The organism is Pseudomonas allokribbensis (genome assembly GCF_014863605.1).
GTDB lineage: Bacteria > Pseudomonadota > Gammaproteobacteria > Pseudomonadales > Pseudomonadaceae > Aquipseudomonas > Aquipseudomonas allokribbensis.
On record NZ_CP062252.1, the window covers coordinates 3,048,246 to 3,066,396 of the forward strand.

Annotated in this window: 11 protein-coding genes; 7 read left to right on the plus strand and 4 right to left on the minus strand. The window is 61.9% G+C overall.

Features of this window, described 5'->3' with window-relative positions; translation table 11 throughout:
- The first annotated feature begins 176 nt into the window (after positions 1-176).
- The 6 genes from IF199_RS13990 (at position 177) to IF199_RS14015 (ending at position 12,273) form a co-directional block, all read left to right on the plus strand.
- On the plus strand, positions 177-1,484 hold the full coding sequence (locus IF199_RS13990; RefSeq protein ID WP_096820255.1) for an MdtA/MuxA family multidrug efflux RND transporter periplasmic adaptor subunit: 1,308 nt from the start codon (positions 177-179) through the stop codon (positions 1,482-1,484).
- Positions 1,481-4,585 carry an MdtB/MuxB family multidrug efflux RND transporter permease subunit gene (locus IF199_RS13995; protein WP_102621371.1) on the plus strand — a complete coding sequence of 1,035 codons (3,105 nt, stop codon included), beginning with the start codon at positions 1,481-1,483 and terminating at the stop codon, positions 4,583-4,585. The genes IF199_RS13990 and IF199_RS13995 overlap by 4 nt, the downstream gene beginning before the upstream one ends.
- On the plus strand, positions 4,582-7,689 hold the full coding sequence (locus tag IF199_RS14000; RefSeq protein WP_192560793.1) for an efflux RND transporter permease subunit: 3,108 nt from the start codon (positions 4,582-4,584) through the stop codon (positions 7,687-7,689). Before IF199_RS13995 ends, IF199_RS14000 begins: the two co-directional genes overlap by 4 nt.
- Positions 7,686-9,155, plus strand: coding sequence for an efflux transporter outer membrane subunit (locus IF199_RS14005; protein ID WP_192560794.1), 1,470 nt, complete (start codon positions 7,686-7,688; stop codon positions 9,153-9,155). The genes IF199_RS14000 and IF199_RS14005 overlap by 4 nt, the downstream gene beginning before the upstream one ends.
- Positions 9,156-9,360: 205 nt before the next feature.
- On the plus strand, positions 9,361-11,442 hold the full coding sequence (locus IF199_RS14010) for a putative bifunctional diguanylate cyclase/phosphodiesterase (RefSeq protein ID WP_192560795.1): 2,082 nt from the start codon (positions 9,361-9,363) through the stop codon (positions 11,440-11,442).
- A gap of 84 nt (positions 11,443-11,526) precedes the next feature.
- Complete coding sequence (locus IF199_RS14015; protein ID WP_096820260.1) at positions 11,527-12,273, plus strand: SDR family oxidoreductase; 747 nt, start codon at positions 11,527-11,529, stop codon at positions 12,271-12,273.
- 67 nt (positions 12,274-12,340) lie between these two features.
- Here the strand turns inward: IF199_RS14015 and mapR are convergent, their stop codons facing one another.
- The 4 genes from mapR to IF199_RS14035 form a co-directional block, all read right to left on the minus strand.
- On the minus strand, positions 12,341-13,750 hold the full coding sequence (gene mapR / locus IF199_RS14020) for a GntR family transcriptional regulator MpaR (protein WP_096820262.1): 1,410 nt from the start codon (positions 13,748-13,750) through the stop codon (positions 12,341-12,343).
- A gap of 85 nt (positions 13,751-13,835) precedes the next feature.
- Positions 13,836-15,266: a cytochrome c oxidase accessory protein CcoG gene (ccoG, locus tag IF199_RS14025; RefSeq protein WP_192560796.1), complete on the minus strand. Its 1,431-nt coding sequence runs from the start codon at positions 15,264-15,266 to the stop codon at positions 13,836-13,838.
- Positions 15,267-15,461: 195 nt separating this feature from the next.
- Positions 15,462-15,695, minus strand: a complete 234-nt coding sequence (locus tag IF199_RS14030; protein WP_096820264.1) for a DUF3203 family protein — start codon at positions 15,693-15,695, stop codon at positions 15,462-15,464.
- An 80-nt stretch (positions 15,696-15,775) separates the two neighbouring features.
- Positions 15,776-15,934: a hypothetical protein gene (locus IF199_RS14035; RefSeq protein WP_173861372.1), complete on the minus strand. Its 159-nt coding sequence runs from the start codon at positions 15,932-15,934 to the stop codon at positions 15,776-15,778.
- A gap of 218 nt (positions 15,935-16,152) precedes the next feature.
- Between IF199_RS14035 and IF199_RS14040 the strand changes: the two genes are divergently transcribed.
- On the plus strand, positions 16,153-18,150 hold the full coding sequence (locus IF199_RS14040) for an alpha-1,4-glucan--maltose-1-phosphate maltosyltransferase (protein WP_192560797.1): 1,998 nt from the start codon (positions 16,153-16,155) through the stop codon (positions 18,148-18,150).
- Position 18,151: the final 1 nt, after the last annotated feature.

Genomic DNA, 18,151 nt, shown 5'->3' on the forward strand with positions numbered 1-18,151 from the left:
AAGCGCTTTACAATTGTTAACGGCCTGGCCCTGTCCAGGCCGTTTTCATTTGTGTATCAGTGTTTTGGCTCACACCTTGAAACGTAAGTTGAAGGTAAATTGCCGGTAAAGCTGCTTTGCTTTACCCCCACCAGTGCTTATCGTTCAGCCTCCCGTAAAAGAAGCCCACGCGCCCAATGGTTAATCACTCCATGCAATCGTCTTCCCGAAACTCTCGTCGCTGGCTGCTCAGCCTGCTTGTCCTGCTGGTCATCGCCGGTCTGTGCTGGAAATTCTGGCCCGCCGGATCGACCCACAAAGAGGGCGGCGAGAAAGCCGCGGCCGGTCATACCGGTCGTTCGGGGATGATGCGTCCGGGCTTCGGCGGCGCGGCAGGTCCGATCCCGGTGCGCGTGGCGCCGGCCGTCACCGGTGACTTCCCGCTGTATTACAAGGCGCTGGGTACCGTGACCGCGCTCAACACCATCAACGTGCGCAGCCGGGTCGGCGGCGAACTGGTGAAGATCTATTTCGAAGAAGGGCAGATGGTCAAGGCCGGCGATCTGCTGGCGGAAATCGATCCGCGCTCGTACCAGAACGCCTTGCTCCAGGCTGAGGGCACCTTGCTGCAGAACCAGGCTCAGCTGAAAAACGCCCAGGTCGACGTCGAGCGCTATCGCGGCCTGTTCAAGGAAGACAGCATCGCCAAGCAGACCCTGGACACCGCCGAAGCGCTGGTCGGCCAGTACCTCGGCACCGTGAAGACCAATCAGGCGGCGGTCAACGACGCCAAGCTCAACCTCGAATTCACCAAGATCCGTGCACCGATTGCCGGTCGCGTCGGCCTGCGTCAACTCGACGTCGGCAACCTGGTGGCGGCGAATGACACCACGTTCCTCGCCGTGATCACCCAGACCCAACCGATCAGCGTGGTCTTCACGCTGCCGGAAAACACCCTCGAAACCGTACTCGCCCGCTACCACAGCGGCGCCAAGCTGCCCGCCGAAGCCTGGGACCGTGGCGACACCAAACTGCAAGCCAGCGGCGTGCTGCAAAGCCTCGACAACCAGATCGACGTGACCACCGGCACCCTGAAGTTCAAGGCACGCTACGAAAACCGCGATCAGTCGCTGTTCCCCAACCAGTTCGTCAACGTCCACCTGCTGGCCGACACCCTCAAAGGCGTCGTGCTGGCTCCGTCGGCCGCGATCCAGTTCGGCACCAACGGCACCTTCGTCTACGCGCTGGACGGCGACAAGAAAGTCACCATCCGCCAATTGAAGATCGGTGCCAGCGATGGTCAGAACACCGTGATCACCGAAGGCCTGGCCGCCGGCGACCGCGTGGTGCTGGAAGGTACCGACCGTTTGAAAGAAGGCAGCGAAGTCGAAGTGGTCAACGACAGCCAGGACGTGCCGGCCACGCCGACCGAACACCTGCAAGGCAAGTCAGCCGCCACCGCGCCTGACGCCGCTGCCACCAACAAGGCCAAGAAGGGCGCATGAACATTTCGCGTCTGTTCATCCTCCGCCCGGTCGCCACCACGCTGAGCATGCTGGCCATCGTGCTGGCCGGCCTGATCGCCTATCGCCTGCTGCCGGTTTCGGCTCTGCCGCAGGTGGATTACCCGACCATCCGGGTCATGACGTTGTACCCGGGCGCCAGTCCGGACGTGATGACCAGCGCCGTCACCGCGCCGCTCGAACGCCAGTTCGGGCAGATGCCGGGCCTGACGCAAATGGCCTCGACCAGTTCCGGCGGTGCCTCGGTGCTGACCCTGCGTTTCAGCCTCGACATCAACATGGATGTCGCCGAACAGCAGGTACAGGCCGCGATCAACGCCGCGACCAATCTACTGCCGACCGACTTGCCAGCGCCACCGGTGTACAACAAGGTCAACCCGGCGGACACCCCGGTGCTGACCCTGGCCATCACTTCGAAAACCATGTTGCTGCCCAAACTCAACGATCTGGTCGATACGCGCATGGCGCAGAAGATCGCTCAGATCAGCGGCGTGGGTATGGTCAGCATCGCTGGCGGTCAGCGTCAGGCGGTGCGGATCAAGGTCAACCCGGAAGCGCTCGCCGCCAACGGCCTGAACCTGTCGGACGTGCGCACGCTGATCAGCGCGTCCAACGTCAACCAGCCCAAAGGTAACTTCGACGGCCCGACCCGGGTGTCGATGCTCGATGCCAATGACCAGCTGACTTCGCCCAAGGATTACGCCAACCTGATCCTGGCCTACAAGAACGGCGCGCCGTTGCGGCTCAAGGATGTCGCGCAGATCGTCGACGGCGCCGAGAACGAGCGTCTGGCCGCGTGGGCCAACCAGAATCAGGCAGTGTTGCTGAATATTCAGCGTCAACCGGGCGCCAACGTGATTGAAGTGGTCGACCGGATCAAGGCGCTGTTGCCGAGCATCACCGACAACCTGCCGGCCGGCCTTGAAGTGACCGTGCTGACCGACCGCACCCAGACCATCCGCGCCTCGGTCACCGACGTGCAGCACGAACTGCTGATCGCCATCGCTCTGGTGGTGATGGTGACGTTTCTGTTCCTGCGTCGCGCCAGTGCCACCATCATTCCGTCCGTCGCGGTGCCGCTGTCGCTGATCGGTACGTTTGGCGTGATGTACCTGGCCGGTTTCTCGGTCAACAACCTGACGTTGATGGCACTGACCATCGCCACTGGTTTCGTGGTCGACGATGCGATCGTGATGCTGGAGAACATCGCTCGTTTCATCGAGGAAGGGGACAGTCCGATGCAGGCCGCGCTCAAGGGCGCGAAGCAGATCGGTTTCACCCTGATTTCCCTGACCCTGTCGCTGATTGCGGTACTGATTCCGCTGCTGTTCATGGCCGACGTGGTGGGGCGGCTGTTCCGCGAATTCGCCATCACCCTGGCGGTGGCGATCCTGATTTCCCTGGTGGTCTCGCTGACCCTGACGCCGATGATGTGCGCCCGTTTGCTCAAGCGTGAGCCGGAAGAACATGAACAGGGCCGTTTCTACCGGGCCAGTGGTGCGTTCATCGACTGGATGATCGCCGCTTACGGGCGCAAGTTGCAGTGGGTGCTCAAGCACCAGCCGCTGACGTTGCTGGTGGCCATCGGCACGCTGGCGCTGACCGTGTTCCTTTATATGGTGGTGCCCAAGGGCTTCTTCCCGGTGCAGGACACCGGGGTGATCCAGGGGATTTCCGAAGCGCCGCAGTCGATTTCCTTTGCCGCCATGGGCGAGCGTCAGCAAGCGCTGGCCAAGGTGATTCTGGAAGATCCGGCGGTGGAAAGCCTGTCGTCCTACATTGGCGTCGACGGTGACAACGCCACGCTCAACAGCGGTCGCCTGCTGATCAACCTCAAGCCTCACGGTCAGCGCGACCTGACGGCCGCCGAAGTGATTACCCGCCTGCAACCGCAACTGGACAAACTGGTAGGCATCCGCCTGTTCATGCAGCCGGTGCAGGACCTGACCATCGAAGACCGTGTCAGCCGCACCCAGTACCAGTTCAGCATGTCCTCGCCGGACGCCGAACTGCTCAGCCTGTGGAGCGGGCGGCTGGTGGAAGCACTGGCCCAGCGCCCTGAACTGACCGACGTCGCCAGCGATTTGCAGGACAAGGGTTTGCAGGTGTTCCTGGTGATCGACCGTGACGCGGCCTCGCGCCTCGGCGTGTCGGTGGCGAATATCACCGATGCGCTGTACGACGCCTTTGGCCAGCGGCAGATCTCGACCATTTACACTCAGGCCAGCCAGTACCGCGTGGTGTTGCAGGCTCAGGCCGGGGAGAAGATCGGCCCGCAGGCGCTGGATCAGATTCACGTCAAGACCACCGATGGCGGTCAGGTGCGGTTGTCGAGCCTGGCCCATGTCGAGGAGCGTCAGGCGCAACTGGCGATCACCCACATTGGCCAGTTCCCGGCGGTGATGATGTCGTTCAACCTTGCTCATGGCGTGGCGCTGGGGCATGCGGTGGACATCATCGAGCAGGTGCAGAAGGACATCGGCATGCCGATCGGTGTGCAGACTCAGTTCCAGGGCGCGGCCGAAGCGTTCCAGGCCTCGCTGTCGAGCACCTTGCTGCTGATTCTGGCGGCGGTGGTGACCATGTACATCGTGCTGGGCGTGCTCTACGAGAGTTACATCCACCCGATCACGATTCTTTCGACCTTGCCGTCGGCGGCGGTCGGCGCCTTGCTGGCGCTACTGCTCAGCGGCAACGACCTGGGCATGATCGCGATCATCGGCATCATCCTGCTGATCGGTATCGTGAAGAAGAACGCGATCATGATGATCGACTTCGCTCTCGACGCTGAACGCACCCAGGGCATGGCCCCGGAACAGGCGATCTATCAGGCGGCGCTGTTGCGCTTCCGGCCGATTCTGATGACCACGCTCGCGGCGTTGTTCGGCGCGGTACCGCTGATGCTGGCCACCGGTTCCGGCGCTGAATTGCGTCAGCCGTTGGGTCTGGTGATGGTCGGCGGTTTGCTGGTGAGCCAGGTGCTGACACTGTTCACCACCCCGGTGATCTACCTGTACTTCGACCGCCTTGGTCGGCGCTGGGGCCGTGCGCCTTCGGCCGTGGAGCCGGTAGAACAGCCATGAACCTGTCCGGTCCTTTCATCAAGCGCCCGGTGGCGACCATGCTCCTGAGCCTGGCGATCATGCTGCTGGGCGGCGTGAGCTTCGGCCTGCTGCCGGTGTCGCCACTGCCGCAAATGGACTTCCCGGTGATCGTGGTGCAGGCGAGCCTGCCCGGCGCGAGCCCGGAAGTCATGGCCTCGACCGTGGCGACGCCGCTGGAACGCTCGTTCGGCGCCATCGCCGGCGTCAACACCATGAGCAGCCGCTCCAGCCAGGGCTCGACCCGGGTCATTCTGCAATTCGACCTCGACCGCGACATCAACGGCGCGGCGCGGGAAGTGCAGGCGGCGATCAACGCTTCGCGCAACCTGTTGCCAAGCGGGATGCGCAGCATGCCGACCTACAAGAAGGTCAACCCGTCGCAGGCGCCGATCATGGTGTTGTCGCTGACGTCGGATGTGCTGGAAAAAGGCCAGCTCTACGATTTGGCCTCGACCATCCTGTCCCAGAGCCTGTCCCAGGTGCAGGGCGTGGGCGAAGTGCAGATCGGCGGCAGCTCATTGCCGGCGGTGCGCATCGAGCTCGAACCCCAGGCGCTGAACCAGTACGGCGTGGCGCTGGACGATGTGCGCAAGACCATCGCTGGCGCCAACGTGCGTCGGCCGAAGGGCTCGGTCGAGGATGACCAGCGCTTGTGGCAGATCCAGGCCAATGACCAACTGGAGAAAGCCAAGGACTACGAGTCGCTGATCATCCACTACAACGGCGGTGCGGCCCTGCGTCTGAAGGACGTGTCCAAGGTCACCGACGGCGTGGAAGACCGCTACAACAGCGGTTTCTTCAATGACGACGCGGCGGTGTTGCTGGTGATCAACCGGCAGGCCGGCGCCAACATCATCGAGACGGTCAACGAGATCAAGGCGCAGCTGCCGGCGTTGCAGGCCGTGTTGCCGGCCAGCGTCAAGCTGAACCTGGCGATGGATCGTTCGCCGGTGATCAAGGCCACCCTGCATGAAGCAGAGATGACCCTGCTGATCGCCGTGGCGCTGGTGATCCTGGTGGTGTTCCTGTTCCTCGGCAATTTCCGCGCTTCCCTGATTCCGACCCTGGCAGTGCCGGTGTCGCTGGTCGGCACCTTTGCGGTGATGTACCTCTACGGCTTCTCGCTGAACAACCTGTCGCTGATGGCGCTGATTCTGGCCACCGGGCTGGTGGTGGACGACGCCATCGTGGTGCTGGAGAACATTTCCCGGCACATCGACGAAGGCGTCAAACCGATGAAGGCCGCGTACCTCGGGGCCAAGGAAGTCGGTTTCACCTTGCTGTCGATGAACGTGTCGCTGGTGGCGGTGTTCCTGTCGATCCTGTTCATGGGCGGGATCATCGAGAGCCTGTTCCGCGAATTTTCCATCACCCTGGCCGCGGCCATCGTGGTGTCGCTGGTGGTTTCCCTGACCCTGACCCCGATGCTCTGTGCCCGTTGGCTGAAGCCGCACACGCCGGGCCAGGAGAACCGTCTGCAGCGATGGAGCCGGCGCACCAACGACTGGATGGTCGGCAAGTACGCCACCAGCCTCGACTGGGTGCTGCGTCATCGGCGCCTGACGCTGTTGAGCCTGATCATCACGGTCGGCGTGAACGTCGCACTTTACGTGGTGGTGCCGAAAACGTTTCTGCCGCAACAGGACACTGGCCAGTTGATCGGTTTCGTGCGCGGTGACGACGGTCTGTCGTTCAGCGTGATGCAGCCGAAAATGGAGACTTTCCGCCGCGCCGTGCTCAAGGACGAAGCGGTCGAGAGTGTCGCCGGGTTCATCGGTGGCAACAACGGCACCAACAACGCCTTCATGCTGGTGCGTCTGAAGCCGATCAAGGAGCGCAATATCTCGGCGCAGAAAGTCATCGAGCGTCTGCGCAAGGAAATGCCCAAGGTGCCCGGCGCACAGTTGATGCTGATGGCCGACCAGGACCTGCAATTTGGCGGTGGTCGTGAGCAGACCACGTCGCAGTACACCTACATTCTGCAGAGCGGTGATCTCGGCGCTTTGCGCGAGTGGTACCCGAAAGTGGTCACCGCGCTGCGAGCCTTGCCGGAACTGACCGCCATCGACGCCCGTGAAGGACGCGGTGCGCAGCAAGTGACACTGATCGTCGACCGTGATCAGGCCAAACGCTTGGGCGTGGACATGAACATGGTCACCGCCGTCCTGAACAACGCCTACAGCCAGCGGCAGATTTCCACGATCTACGACAGCCTCAACCAGTATCAGGTGGTGATGGAGGTCAATCCGAAATACGCCCAGGACCCGGTCACGCTTAATCAGGTGCAGGTGATCACTGCTGATGGCGCGCGGATTCCGCTGTCGACCATTGCGCACTACGAAAACAGCCTGGAAGACGACCGGGTCAGCCACGAAGGCCAGTTCGCCTCCGAAAGCATTTCGTTCGACATGGCCGAAGGCGTGACGGTGGAGCAGGGCAGTGCCGCCATCGAACGGGCGATTGCCAAGGTCGGTCTGCCGGAAGACGTGATCGCGAAAATGGCCGGCACCGCCGACGCCTTTGCGGCCACCCAGAAGAGCCAGCCGTTCATGATCCTCGGCGCGCTGCTGGCGGTGTATCTGGTGCTGGGCGTGCTGTATGAAAGCTACATTCACCCGTTGACGATTCTGTCGACGCTGCCGTCGGCCGGGGTTGGTGCGTTGCTGTCGATCTATGCGCTGGGCGGCGAGTTCAGCCTGATCTCGCTGCTCGGGTTGTTCCTGTTGATCGGCGTGGTGAAGAAGAACGCGATCCTGATGATTGACCTGGCACTGCAACTGGAACGTCATCAGGGCATGGCGCCGCTGGAGTCGATCCGCAGCGCCTGCCTGCAACGTCTGCGACCGATCCTGATGACCACGCTGGCGGCGATTCTCGGTGCCTTGCCGTTGCTGCTGAGCCGGGCCGAAGGCGCGGAAATGCGCCAGCCGCTGGGCCTGACGATCATCGGCGGGCTGATTTTCAGTCAGGTGCTGACCCTTTACACCACGCCTGTGGTTTACCTCTATCTCGACAAGGCCCGCCACCGCTTCAACAAGTGGCGTGGCGTACGTACCGATGCCGCTCTGGAAACTCCGCTATGAATGACCGTTCGCTTATCCAACTGGCCAGTGTCCGCGGCTCGCGTTTGCTGAGCCTGTCACTGTGCGTGGCGATGCTCAGTGCGTGCGCCGTCGGCCCGGACTACCAGCGCCCGCAGACCGCCGAAATTGCCCAGTACAAAGAGGCCGAAGGCTGGCGTCAGGCCAGTCCTGCCGACTCTCTGGCCCGTGGCGCCTGGTGGGAGCTGTACGGTGATCGTCAGCTCAACGAGTTGATCGAGAAGCTCAACAGCGCCAACCAGACTGTCGCCCAGTCCGAGGCGCAATACCGTCAGGCTCAGGCCCTGGTGCGTGATGCACGCGGGGCGTTTTACCCGAGCATCGACTTGAGCGCGGGCAAGACCCGTTCCAGCCAGGGCACCGGCAGCAGCAGTTCAAGCCTGAGCAGTTCTTCCAGCGGGATTCGTGACACCTACAACGCCCAGTTGGGCGTCAGTTGGGAGGCCGATGTCTGGGGCAAGCTGCGTCGTGGTCTGGAGGCCAATGAAGCCAGCGCCCAGGCCAGCTTCGCCGATCTGGCGGCGATGCGCCTGAGCCAGCAGTCGGAACTGGTGCAGAACTACCTGCAATTGCGCGTGATCGATCAGCAGAAGCGCCTGCTGGAGTCGACAGTGGCGGCCTATGAGCGCTCGCTGAAAATGACCCAGAACCAGTACAACGCCGGGGTCTCCGGGCGTGACGCGGTAGCCCAGGCGCAGACACAACTCAAATCCACCCAGGGTGATCTGGTGGACCTGATCTGGCAGCGGGCGCAGTTCGAAAACGCCATCGCGGTACTCACCGGCCAGCCTCCAGCGCAATTCAAGCTAGCCGAAACCCAGGACATCCCGAAGCTGCCGCAGATTCCGCTGAGCCTGCCGTCGCAATTGCTGGAGCGTCGCCCGGACATCGCTTCGGCGGAACGCTCGGTGATCGCGGCCAACGCCAACATCGGCGTGGCCAAGGCCGCGTATTACCCGGACTTCAGCCTGAGCCTCAGTGGCGGCTACAGCAGCAGTACTTCGCGGGACCTGATCAGCCTGCCGAACCGGTTCTGGTCGGTGGGGCCGAAAATGAGCCTGCCGCTGTTCGACGGCGGCCGACGCTCGGCGGAAGTTGATCGCACCGAAGCGAAGTACGACGAAACTGTGGCCAAATACCGGCAGACCGTGCTCGACGGCTTCCGTGAAGTGGAAAACTATCTGGTGCAGTTGAAGGTGTACGAGGACGAGGCGGCGGTACGCCAGGAAGCCCTCGATGCTGCGCGCGATTCCTTGCGTCTGACCCAGAACCAGTACAAGGCCGGGCTGATTGCCTACATCGACGTGGTGGTGGTGCAAGCCACGGCGTTGAGCAACGAGCGGACGGTGCTCAATATCCTGCAGAGTCGACTGATTGCCAGTGTGCAATTGATCGCGGCGCTGGGCGGTGGCTGGGACGGGCAGATGGAAACCAGCCAGAATCCGTAACCCTGAATTCCCACGCAACGCGTGGGATCGATCAGTACTGCGACTGCCGGGCTAGAGCCTTGTCGAACGATCAAACAAGCGTTTCATCGGCTTGATGGCCATTTGATTACTTTGTCAGTGCGTTCTTCTGTGCAATCAGTACAATCGGCGCATTTGGCCCCGCTGAGAACGGAAGCAGTACGGTGGGGTGGTCACGAGAATTCTCATGCTCATCGGTAGTTATTCCTTCACGCTGGTTTTCATTTCGCTGTGTGTGGCGATCCTCGCGTCCTATACCGCGCTCGACCTTACAGGGCGCATCGCCACCGCCAAGGGTCGCGCCGTGCATTTGTGGACGGCCGGCGGGGCGTTCGCCATGGGCATCGGCGTCTGGTCGATGCACTTCATCGGCATGCTGGCCTTCAAACTGCCGATCAGCCTGGGTTATGACATTCCGATCACGGCGCTTTCATTGCTGATCGCCGTGCTGTCCTGCGGTTTTGCGCTGTGGCTGGTCAGCCAGCCGAAACTGCCGGCCTGGCAACTGGCCTTCGGCGCCTTGATCATGGGCGCCGGCATCAGCGCCATGCACTACACCGGCATGGCCGCGATGCGCATGCAACCGGGCATCGATTACGATCCGTCGCTGTTCGGCGCTTCGCTGCTGATCGCCGTCGGCGCGTCGGCCGCCGCATTGTGGATTGCCTTTCGTCTTCGTCAGCATTCGCCTTACGTGCGCCTGTTTCGTGCCGGCGCAGCCATCGTCATGGGCATCGCGATTGTCGGCATGCACTACACGGGCATGGCGGCGGCGCGGTTTCCCGAAGGCAGTTTCTGCGGCGCAGCGCTCAGCGGTCTGAATGGCAATGGCCTCGATAATCTGGTGCTGATCACCACGCTCGCGGTGCTGAGCATTGCACTGCTGACCTCGATTCTCGATGCCCGCCTCGAAGCGCGCACCGCTGATCTGGCCCATTCGTTGACCGTGGCCAACCGCGAACTCACCCAACTGGCCCTGCACGACACCCTGACCGGCCTGCCGAACCGCATGCTGCTGGACGACCGGATCAATCAGGCGATGAAAAAGGTCAACGAGCAGGGCGGTTGTTTTGCGCTGATGTTCATCGATCTGGACGGCTTCAAACCGGTCAACGACGCTTTCGGTCACCACATGGGCGACCAGTTGCTGCGCGAAGTGGCGGTGCGTCTGCGCGAAGACTTGCGCAGCCTCGACACGCTGGCGCGGATCGGCGGCGATGAATTTGTCTTGCTGGTGCGCCTGACCGAGCCCAACGATGCACTGGGTCTGGCGGCGCGTCAGGTCGGCTTGATCGCGCAGTCGTTCCGCGTGGCCGAACATGACCTGCAGATTTCCGCCAGCGTCGGCATCGCCCTGTACCCGGGTAACGGCCAGAACGCCCAGGAACTGCTGATGAACGCCGACGCCGCGATGTACCACGCCAAGGGCGGCGGTAAGAACGGCTACAGCTTCTTCGACGCCTCGATGAACAGCAACGCCCGCAAGCAGCTGCAACTGTTGCAGGACCTGCGTGCGGCGCTGGAACACAGTCAGTTCAGCCTGCATTACCAACCCAAGTTCCACGCGGCCGACGGGCGTCCGGTCGGTGCCGAAGCGTTGCTGCGCTGGGAGCACCCGCTCCACGGCATGCTGATGCCGGACAAGTTCATCGATCTGGCCGAAAAGACCGGGCTGATCATTCCGATCGGCGAATGGGTACTCAACGAAGCCTGCCGGCAGATGCGCGAGTGGTACGTGCTGGGCTACACCGACTGGCGAATCGCAGTGAACCTGTCGGCGTTGCAGTTCTGCCACACCGGGCTGGTGCAAAGCGTCGCCAAGGCCTTGGCCACTCACCACTTGCCGGCCAACAGTCTGACCCTGGAAATCACCGAAACCACGGCCATGAGCGATGCCGACGCGAGCATGACGGTGTTGCAGGAACTGTCCGACATGGGCGTCGATCTTTCCATCGATGACTTCGGCACCGGTTATTCGAGCCTGATGTACCTCAAGCGCCTGCCGGCCAACGAGTTGAAGATCGATCGCGGTTTTGTCCGCGACCTGGAGCATGACAGCGACGACGCCGCCATCGTCTCGGCGATTGTCGCGCTCGGTCAGGCGCTGGGCCTGCGCATCGTGGCCGAAGGCGTGGAGACCGGCGTGCAGCAGGACTTTTTGACGCAACTGGGCTGCGATTCGCTGCAGGGTTATCTGCTCGGCCACCCGATGCCGGCGGATCGCTTCCTGCAGGACATCGTGCGTGGCAAGCCATTGGCGGTGAACTGAACGACTGACACAGGCCATGCAAAACCCCGCAATGACGGTTATTCTTCCTGCGACTGTTACGTGTGCATTGGGGGGAAAGCCTGCATGGATAAAGTCATTGTGATCACTGGCGGCGGTCGCGGAATCGGGGCCGCCACTGCGCTGTTGGCTGCCGAGCAAGGCTATCGGATCTGCATCAATTACCAGACGGACGAACAGGCAGCCCACCACGTACTCGACCAGGTGCGTGAACGCGGCGCCACTGCCATTGCCGTGCGCGCCGATGTCAGTATCGAAGACGAAGTGATCGGCCTGTTTCATCGGGTCGACACGGAGCTGGGCCGGGTCACCGCACTGGTGAACAACGCCGGCACCGTCGGGCACAAATCGCGGGTCGACGAAATGTCCGAATTCCGCATCCTCAAAATCATGAAAACCAACGTTCTGGCGCCGATCCTCTGCGCCAAGCATGCGATCCTGCGCATGTCGCCCAAACACGGCGGGCAGGGCGGCAGCATCGTCAACGTCTCCTCGGTCGCTGCGCGCCTGGGCTCTCCGAATGAGTACGTCGACTACGCCGCGTCCAAGGGCGCGCTCGACACATTCACCATCGGTCTGTCCAAGGAAGTGGCGGGCGAGGGGATTCGGGTCAACGCGGTGCGCCCGGGCTACATCTACACCGATTTCCACGCCTTGAGCGGCGATCCGGATCGGGTCAGCAAGCTGGAGTCGGCGATTCCGATGGCCCGAGGCGGGCGGCCGGATGAAGTGGCGGAGGCGATTGTGTGGTTGCTGTCGGACAAGGCTTCGTATGCCACCGGGACCTTCGTCGATCTCGGCGGCGGGCGTTAAGCTTAATGATCGTTGAAAGATCGTTCCCACGCAGACGGTGTGGGAACGATCAACACGACAGTGATCCTCAGAACGACCGCACAATCCGCCCCAACGTCTCCATCGCCTTTTCCGAACTCTCGGTCCACGGGCTGCCGTAGTTCAGCCGGATGCAATTCCTGAATCGTTGAGTCGGCGAGAAAATCGGCCCCGGCGCAATGCTGATGCCTTGCGCCAACGCCATCTGAAACAACTTCAACGAATCCATCTGCGGTGGCAGTTCCAGCCACAGGAAATAGCCGCCGGCCGGTTGGCTCACGCGGGTCTGGGCCGGGAAGTAGCGGGCGATGGCCGCGAGCATGGCGCTTTGCTGTTCTTCCAGGGCATAGCGCAATTTGCGCAGGTGACGGTCGTAGCCGCCGTGTTGCAGGTAGTCGGCAATGGCCGCCTGGGCCGGCATCGAGGCGCAGAGTGAGGTCATCAGTTTCAGGCGTTCGATCTTCTGCGCGTAGCGTCCGGCGGCGACCCAGCCGATGCGGTAGCCGGGAGCCAGGCTCTTGGCAAACGAGCCGCAATGCATCACCAGTCCTTCGGTGTCGAAGGCTTTGGCCGGTTTCGGCGCCTGCTGGCCGTAATAGAGTTCGGCGTAGACGTCGTCTTCGATCAGCGGCACTTGATGGCGTTTCAGCAGTTCCACCAGTTCCTGTTTCTTGGCCTCGGGCATGGTCGCGCCCATCGGGTTCTGGAAACTGGTCATGCACCAGCAGGCCTTGATCGGATGCCGCTCCAGGGTCTGGGCGAGCACACCTAGGTCGATGCCGTCGCGGGGGTGCACGGGGATTTCCACGGCTTTGAGCTTCAGCCGCTCGAGCACTTGCAGGCTGGCATAGAACGCGGGGGCCTCGATGGCCACCAGGTCGCCGGGTTCGGTCACCGCTTGCAGGCACAGGTTCAGCGCTTCGAGGGCGCCATTGGTGATCAGCAGTTCTTCCATCGGCAGCATCAGCCCGCCGACCATGTAGCGCAGGGCGATCTGCCGGCGCAGTTGCGGGTTGCCCGGCGACATGTCGGTGACCACCATGCGCGGGTCCATTTCCCGGGCGGCGCTGGCCAGCGAACGTGACAGGCGTTGCAGCGGGAACAGTTCGGGGCTGGGGAAAGCCGAGCCGAACGGTACGGTGCTCGGATCCTTGATCGATTCCAGTACCGAGAACACCAGTTCGCTGACGTCGACCTTGGTGGATTCGTTGACCTGGCTGCTGATCACCGGCTCCGAGAACGGGCTCGGGGCGTGGGTGTTGACGAAATAGCCGGAGCGCGGCCGGGCGCGGATCAGGCCGCGACGTTCCAGCAGGTAATAGGCCTGGAACACCGTGGACGGGCTGACGCCATAGGTCTGGCTCGCGTAGCGCACCGACGGCACCCGCTGACCGGGGCCGAGGACGCCGGAGCGGATCAGTTCAGCGATGTCGTCGGCGAATTTTTCGTAGCGTTTCATCGGTGTCCTGCAATGGATGGGATTTGGAAAACGGTTGTGCCAATGGGCGCAGCGCCATTGGCACAAAGGGTTGCATCTTAAAGGTTCAACGATTCATCGGCGCAACAAACCGGCTCTTCGCCACGCTATAAACCTCGGGCTCATCGCTGTCGGCAATCTTGAAGCTCAAGGTCTGCGAGCTGCTGGCCGGGCGTTCCGTGATCATCGCCACCGACACCGGCACATCGATGATCTCGCCTGCTGCCAGGCTCAGCTCGGTCTTGCCTTGCAGCTGGAAGCCGTCGCCATCCACCAGGCTCAGGTTGTAGTCCTGGCGCTGTTGGGTCTTGTTGATGACTTTGAGGGTGTAGATGTTTTCGATCTGGCCCTGGCCGTTCTCGCGGAACAGGCCACGGTCCTTGGTCACGTCCAGCGACACCATCGGCCGTTCGACCAGGGCCAGGGCGAGGGCACCGATCATCAGCACCAGCACCGCGACGTAACCGATCAGCCTTGGACGCAGCAAGTGCGTCTTGCCACCCTGCAACTCGCGCTCAGAGGTATAGCGGATCAGGCCTCGGGCGTAATTCATCTTGTCCATGATCGAATCGCAGGCGTCGATGCACGCTGCGCAGCCGATGCATTCCATTTGCAGGCCGTCGCGGATGTCGATGCCGGTCGGGCAGACCTGCACGCACAACTGGCAGTCGATGCAATCACCGAGGCCGGCTTCGGCCGGCTTCACGTCACGTTTGCGCGGGCCACGGTTTTCGCCACGGGCCACGTCGTAGGAAATTGCCAGGGTGTCCTTGTCGAACATCACGCTCTGGAACCGCGCATACGGGCACATGTGCATGCACACCGCTTCGCGCAGCCAGCCGGCGTTGATGTAGGTGGCGCCGGTGAAAAACAGCACCCAGAACAGACTGACACCGCCGATCTGCAGGGTCAGCAGTTCTTCGGCCAGTGGGCGGATCGGGGTGAAGTAGCCGACAAAGGTCAGGCCGGTCAGCACGCTGATCGCCAGCCACAGTGTGTGCTTGGCTGCACGCCGTGCCAGTTTGTTCAGGCTCCACGGTGCAGCTTGCAGCTTGATCCGCTGGTTACGTTCACCTTCGGTGATCTTCTCGCACCACATGAAGATCCACGTCCACGAGCTCTGCGGACAGGTGTAACCACACCAGACCCGGCCTGCGAACACGGTGATGGCGAACAGGCCGAACGCGGCGATGATCAGCAGCGCCGACAGCAGAATGAAGTCCTGCGGCCAGAAGGTCGCGCCAAAGATGTGGAACTTGCTTTCGGAAAGGTCCCAGAGAACCGCCTGACGTCCGCCCCAGTTCAGCCACACGGTGCCGAAAAACAACAGGAACAGAAACCCCGCGCCGCTCATGCGCAAGGTGCGGAACAGGCCGGTGAAGCTGCGGGTGAAGATCTGGTTGTCGCTGCTGGCGTTCTTCGCCTTCATTGGGCGCGCCGGTACTTTTTTTATGTGAGGCGTTGCTTCTACGGTTCGGACGGGGATTCGTTCGCTCATGGTCGTTCGCTCATCAGCCTCCATCAGGCCAGTGAACTATGAGCGCCGATCTGTTTGCATAACAGACTCAGGTATTTCAATAAAAAGCGTATCAGATGGGTTTTGCGCCCGGCCCTGCGACAACTTGAAGCAGTTGACGGGGCGGGGCGCAGACGCCTATCCCAGACGTCTGCGCAGGATCTTGACCGGGGTCAGTCAAATCACCGAATCACTGTCGGTGGCCTTGAGGTGTTTGCGTCCGTCTCGGGCGCCTGCGACGGTCAGCGCATCGGCTTCAGCTTCTGTGATGTAAATGCGCCGGCCTTCGATTTCCACGGCTGACATCGATTTTTCACTGTCGGTGATTATTGTCAGGTCACCGCACAGGCGAATCTGCTCACCGTTTTCGGTGGCGAAAAAACAGGTCTGGTTTTCGATGCGCACGGTCATGGGGCTGTCCTTTTTCCAAGGGTGTTGAAAGGTTAGGGCGCAGCCCCGAGTGATCGTTCTGCGCAACCGATTAATGGTCGCTAGACGATCACTGGCGGCATGGTCGTCGGTGGCTCTTCCTTGGGCGGCGGCGTGGTGCCCGGTGGCTCCTGTTCGGGGATCGGCTGCGGCTCGGTTTCGGGCAGGACGGGTTTGTCGATGTTCGGATCGGGCGTTTCAGCGGGGATCGGAATACTCATCAGATGAACCTCCGTGTGGCACATGGCGTGAGAAGTGCTTAAGTGGGTTGACCACTTCACCGCGAATTCGATCCGATTTTGTGGCGGGGCAAATCCCTGTGAACTTTTGCCGGCGAGGGTCGCTCGGAACCTGAGAGAGTTCATCGTCGGGCGCAGGCCCGGCCGTGATCGCCAAACAGGCAAGCGAGCGTCCTTGGGGCGTTAAGGAGAGATGCTCAATGACTGCTGAAAAACCCTCCGAACAGAGCTACAACCCGCACATCCCGCTGTCGCAGGCGTTGCTTCTGCCACGCATCGTCATCGAAAACACTCAGCCTTCGCTGGAGGGCGGGCAGTTTGCCGTCAAGGCTGTGGTCGGGCGCGAAATCGTGGTCACCAGCAAGATCTTCGCCGATGGTCACGACAAACTGGCGGTGCGCATCCGCTGGCGCGAAGAAGGCGAGGAAGTCTGGCAAAGCGAAGTCATGGCCGATCAGGGCAACAATGGCTGGGAGGGCCGGTTCCGGCCCCAGCGCATGGGCCGCTATCTGTACCTGATCGAAGCCTGGATCGACCTGTTCGCCAGTTTTCAGTACGAGCTGGAGAAAAAGCACACCGCCGCCGTCCCGGTCAGCCTGGAGTTGCAAGAGGGCCGCACGATGGTGCAACAGGCGGCCGAACGCAGCGAAGGCCCGCTCAGTGAGCGGCTGGCGGCGCTGCACCACGAATTGTCCGGGCTGCTCGAAACCGAGCAGGTGGCGCTGTTTCTGCACCCGCAGAGTGCACAACTGATGACTGAGGCCGATCACCGCCCGTATCTGAGCATCAGCAATGAATTTCCGCTGGACGTCGAGCGCGAACTGGCCGGGTTCGCCAGTTGGTACGAGCTGTTTCCCCGCTCGATCACCGACGATCCCGCCCGTCACGGTACCTTCAATGATGTGCATGCGCGGTTGCCGATGATTCAGGACATGGGCTTCGACGTGCTGTATTTCACGCCGATCCACCCGATCGGTCGTAGCCACCGCAAGGGCCGCAACAATTCCCTGATTGCAGGGCCGGACGATCCGGGCAGCCCGTATGCGATCGGCAGCGAAGAAGGTGGGCACGAAGCGATTCATTCGCAGCTCGGCACTCGCGAGGACTTTCGTCGACTGGTGGCGGCTGCTGCTGATCATGGTCTGGAAATCGCCCTCGATTTCGCCATCCAGTGTTCCCAGGATCACCCGTGGCTCAAGCAACATCCGGGCTGGTTCAACTGGCGGCCGGACGGCACGATCAAATACGCGGAGAATCCGCCGAAGAAATACCAGGACATCGTCAACGTCGACTTCTATGCGCCGGAAGCGATTCCGAGCCTGTGGGTCGAGCTGCGCGACATCGTCGTCGGCTGGGTCGAGGAGGGCGTAAAGATCTTTCGCGTCGACAACCCGCACACCAAACCGCTGCCGTTCTGGCAATGGCTGATCGCCGATGTGCGCACGCTGTACCCGGAAGTGATCTTCCTCGCCGAAGCGTTCACCACCCCGGCGATGATGGCGCGGCTGGGCAAGGTCGGTTACACCCAGAGCTACACCTATTTCACCTGGCGCAACACCAAGGCCGAATTGGCGAGCTATTTCAGCGAACTCAACGAATCGCCGTGGCGCGAATGCTACCGACCGAATTTCTTCGTCAACACACCGGATATCAATCCGGCGTTCCTGCATGAGTCGGGGCGTCCGGGGTTTCTCATTCGTGCGGCGCTGGCGACCATGGGCTCGGGCCTGTGGGGCATGTACTCGGGGTTCGAACTGTGCGAATCGGCGCCGGTGCCGGGCAAGGAGGAATACCTCGATTCCGAGAAGTACGAGATCCGCGTCCGCGACTTCAATGCGCCCGACAACATCATTGCCGAGATCGCCCAGCTCAATCGCATCCGCCGGCAGAACCCGGCGCTGCACAGCCATCTGGGCCTGAAGATCTACAACGCCTGGAACGACAACATTCTGTACTTCGGCAAGCGCAGCGCCGATGGCAGCAATTTCATTCTGGTGGCCGTCAGTCTCGATCCGCACCACGTGCAGGAGGCCAATTTCGAATTGCCACTGTGGGAGATGGGCCTGCCGGACGACGCCACCACCCACGGCGAAGACCTGATGAACGGCCATCGCTGGGACTGGCACGGCAAGTACCAGTTCATGCGGATCGACCCGGCTTATCAGCCGTTCGGGATCTGGCGGATCACCGCCCCTTGAT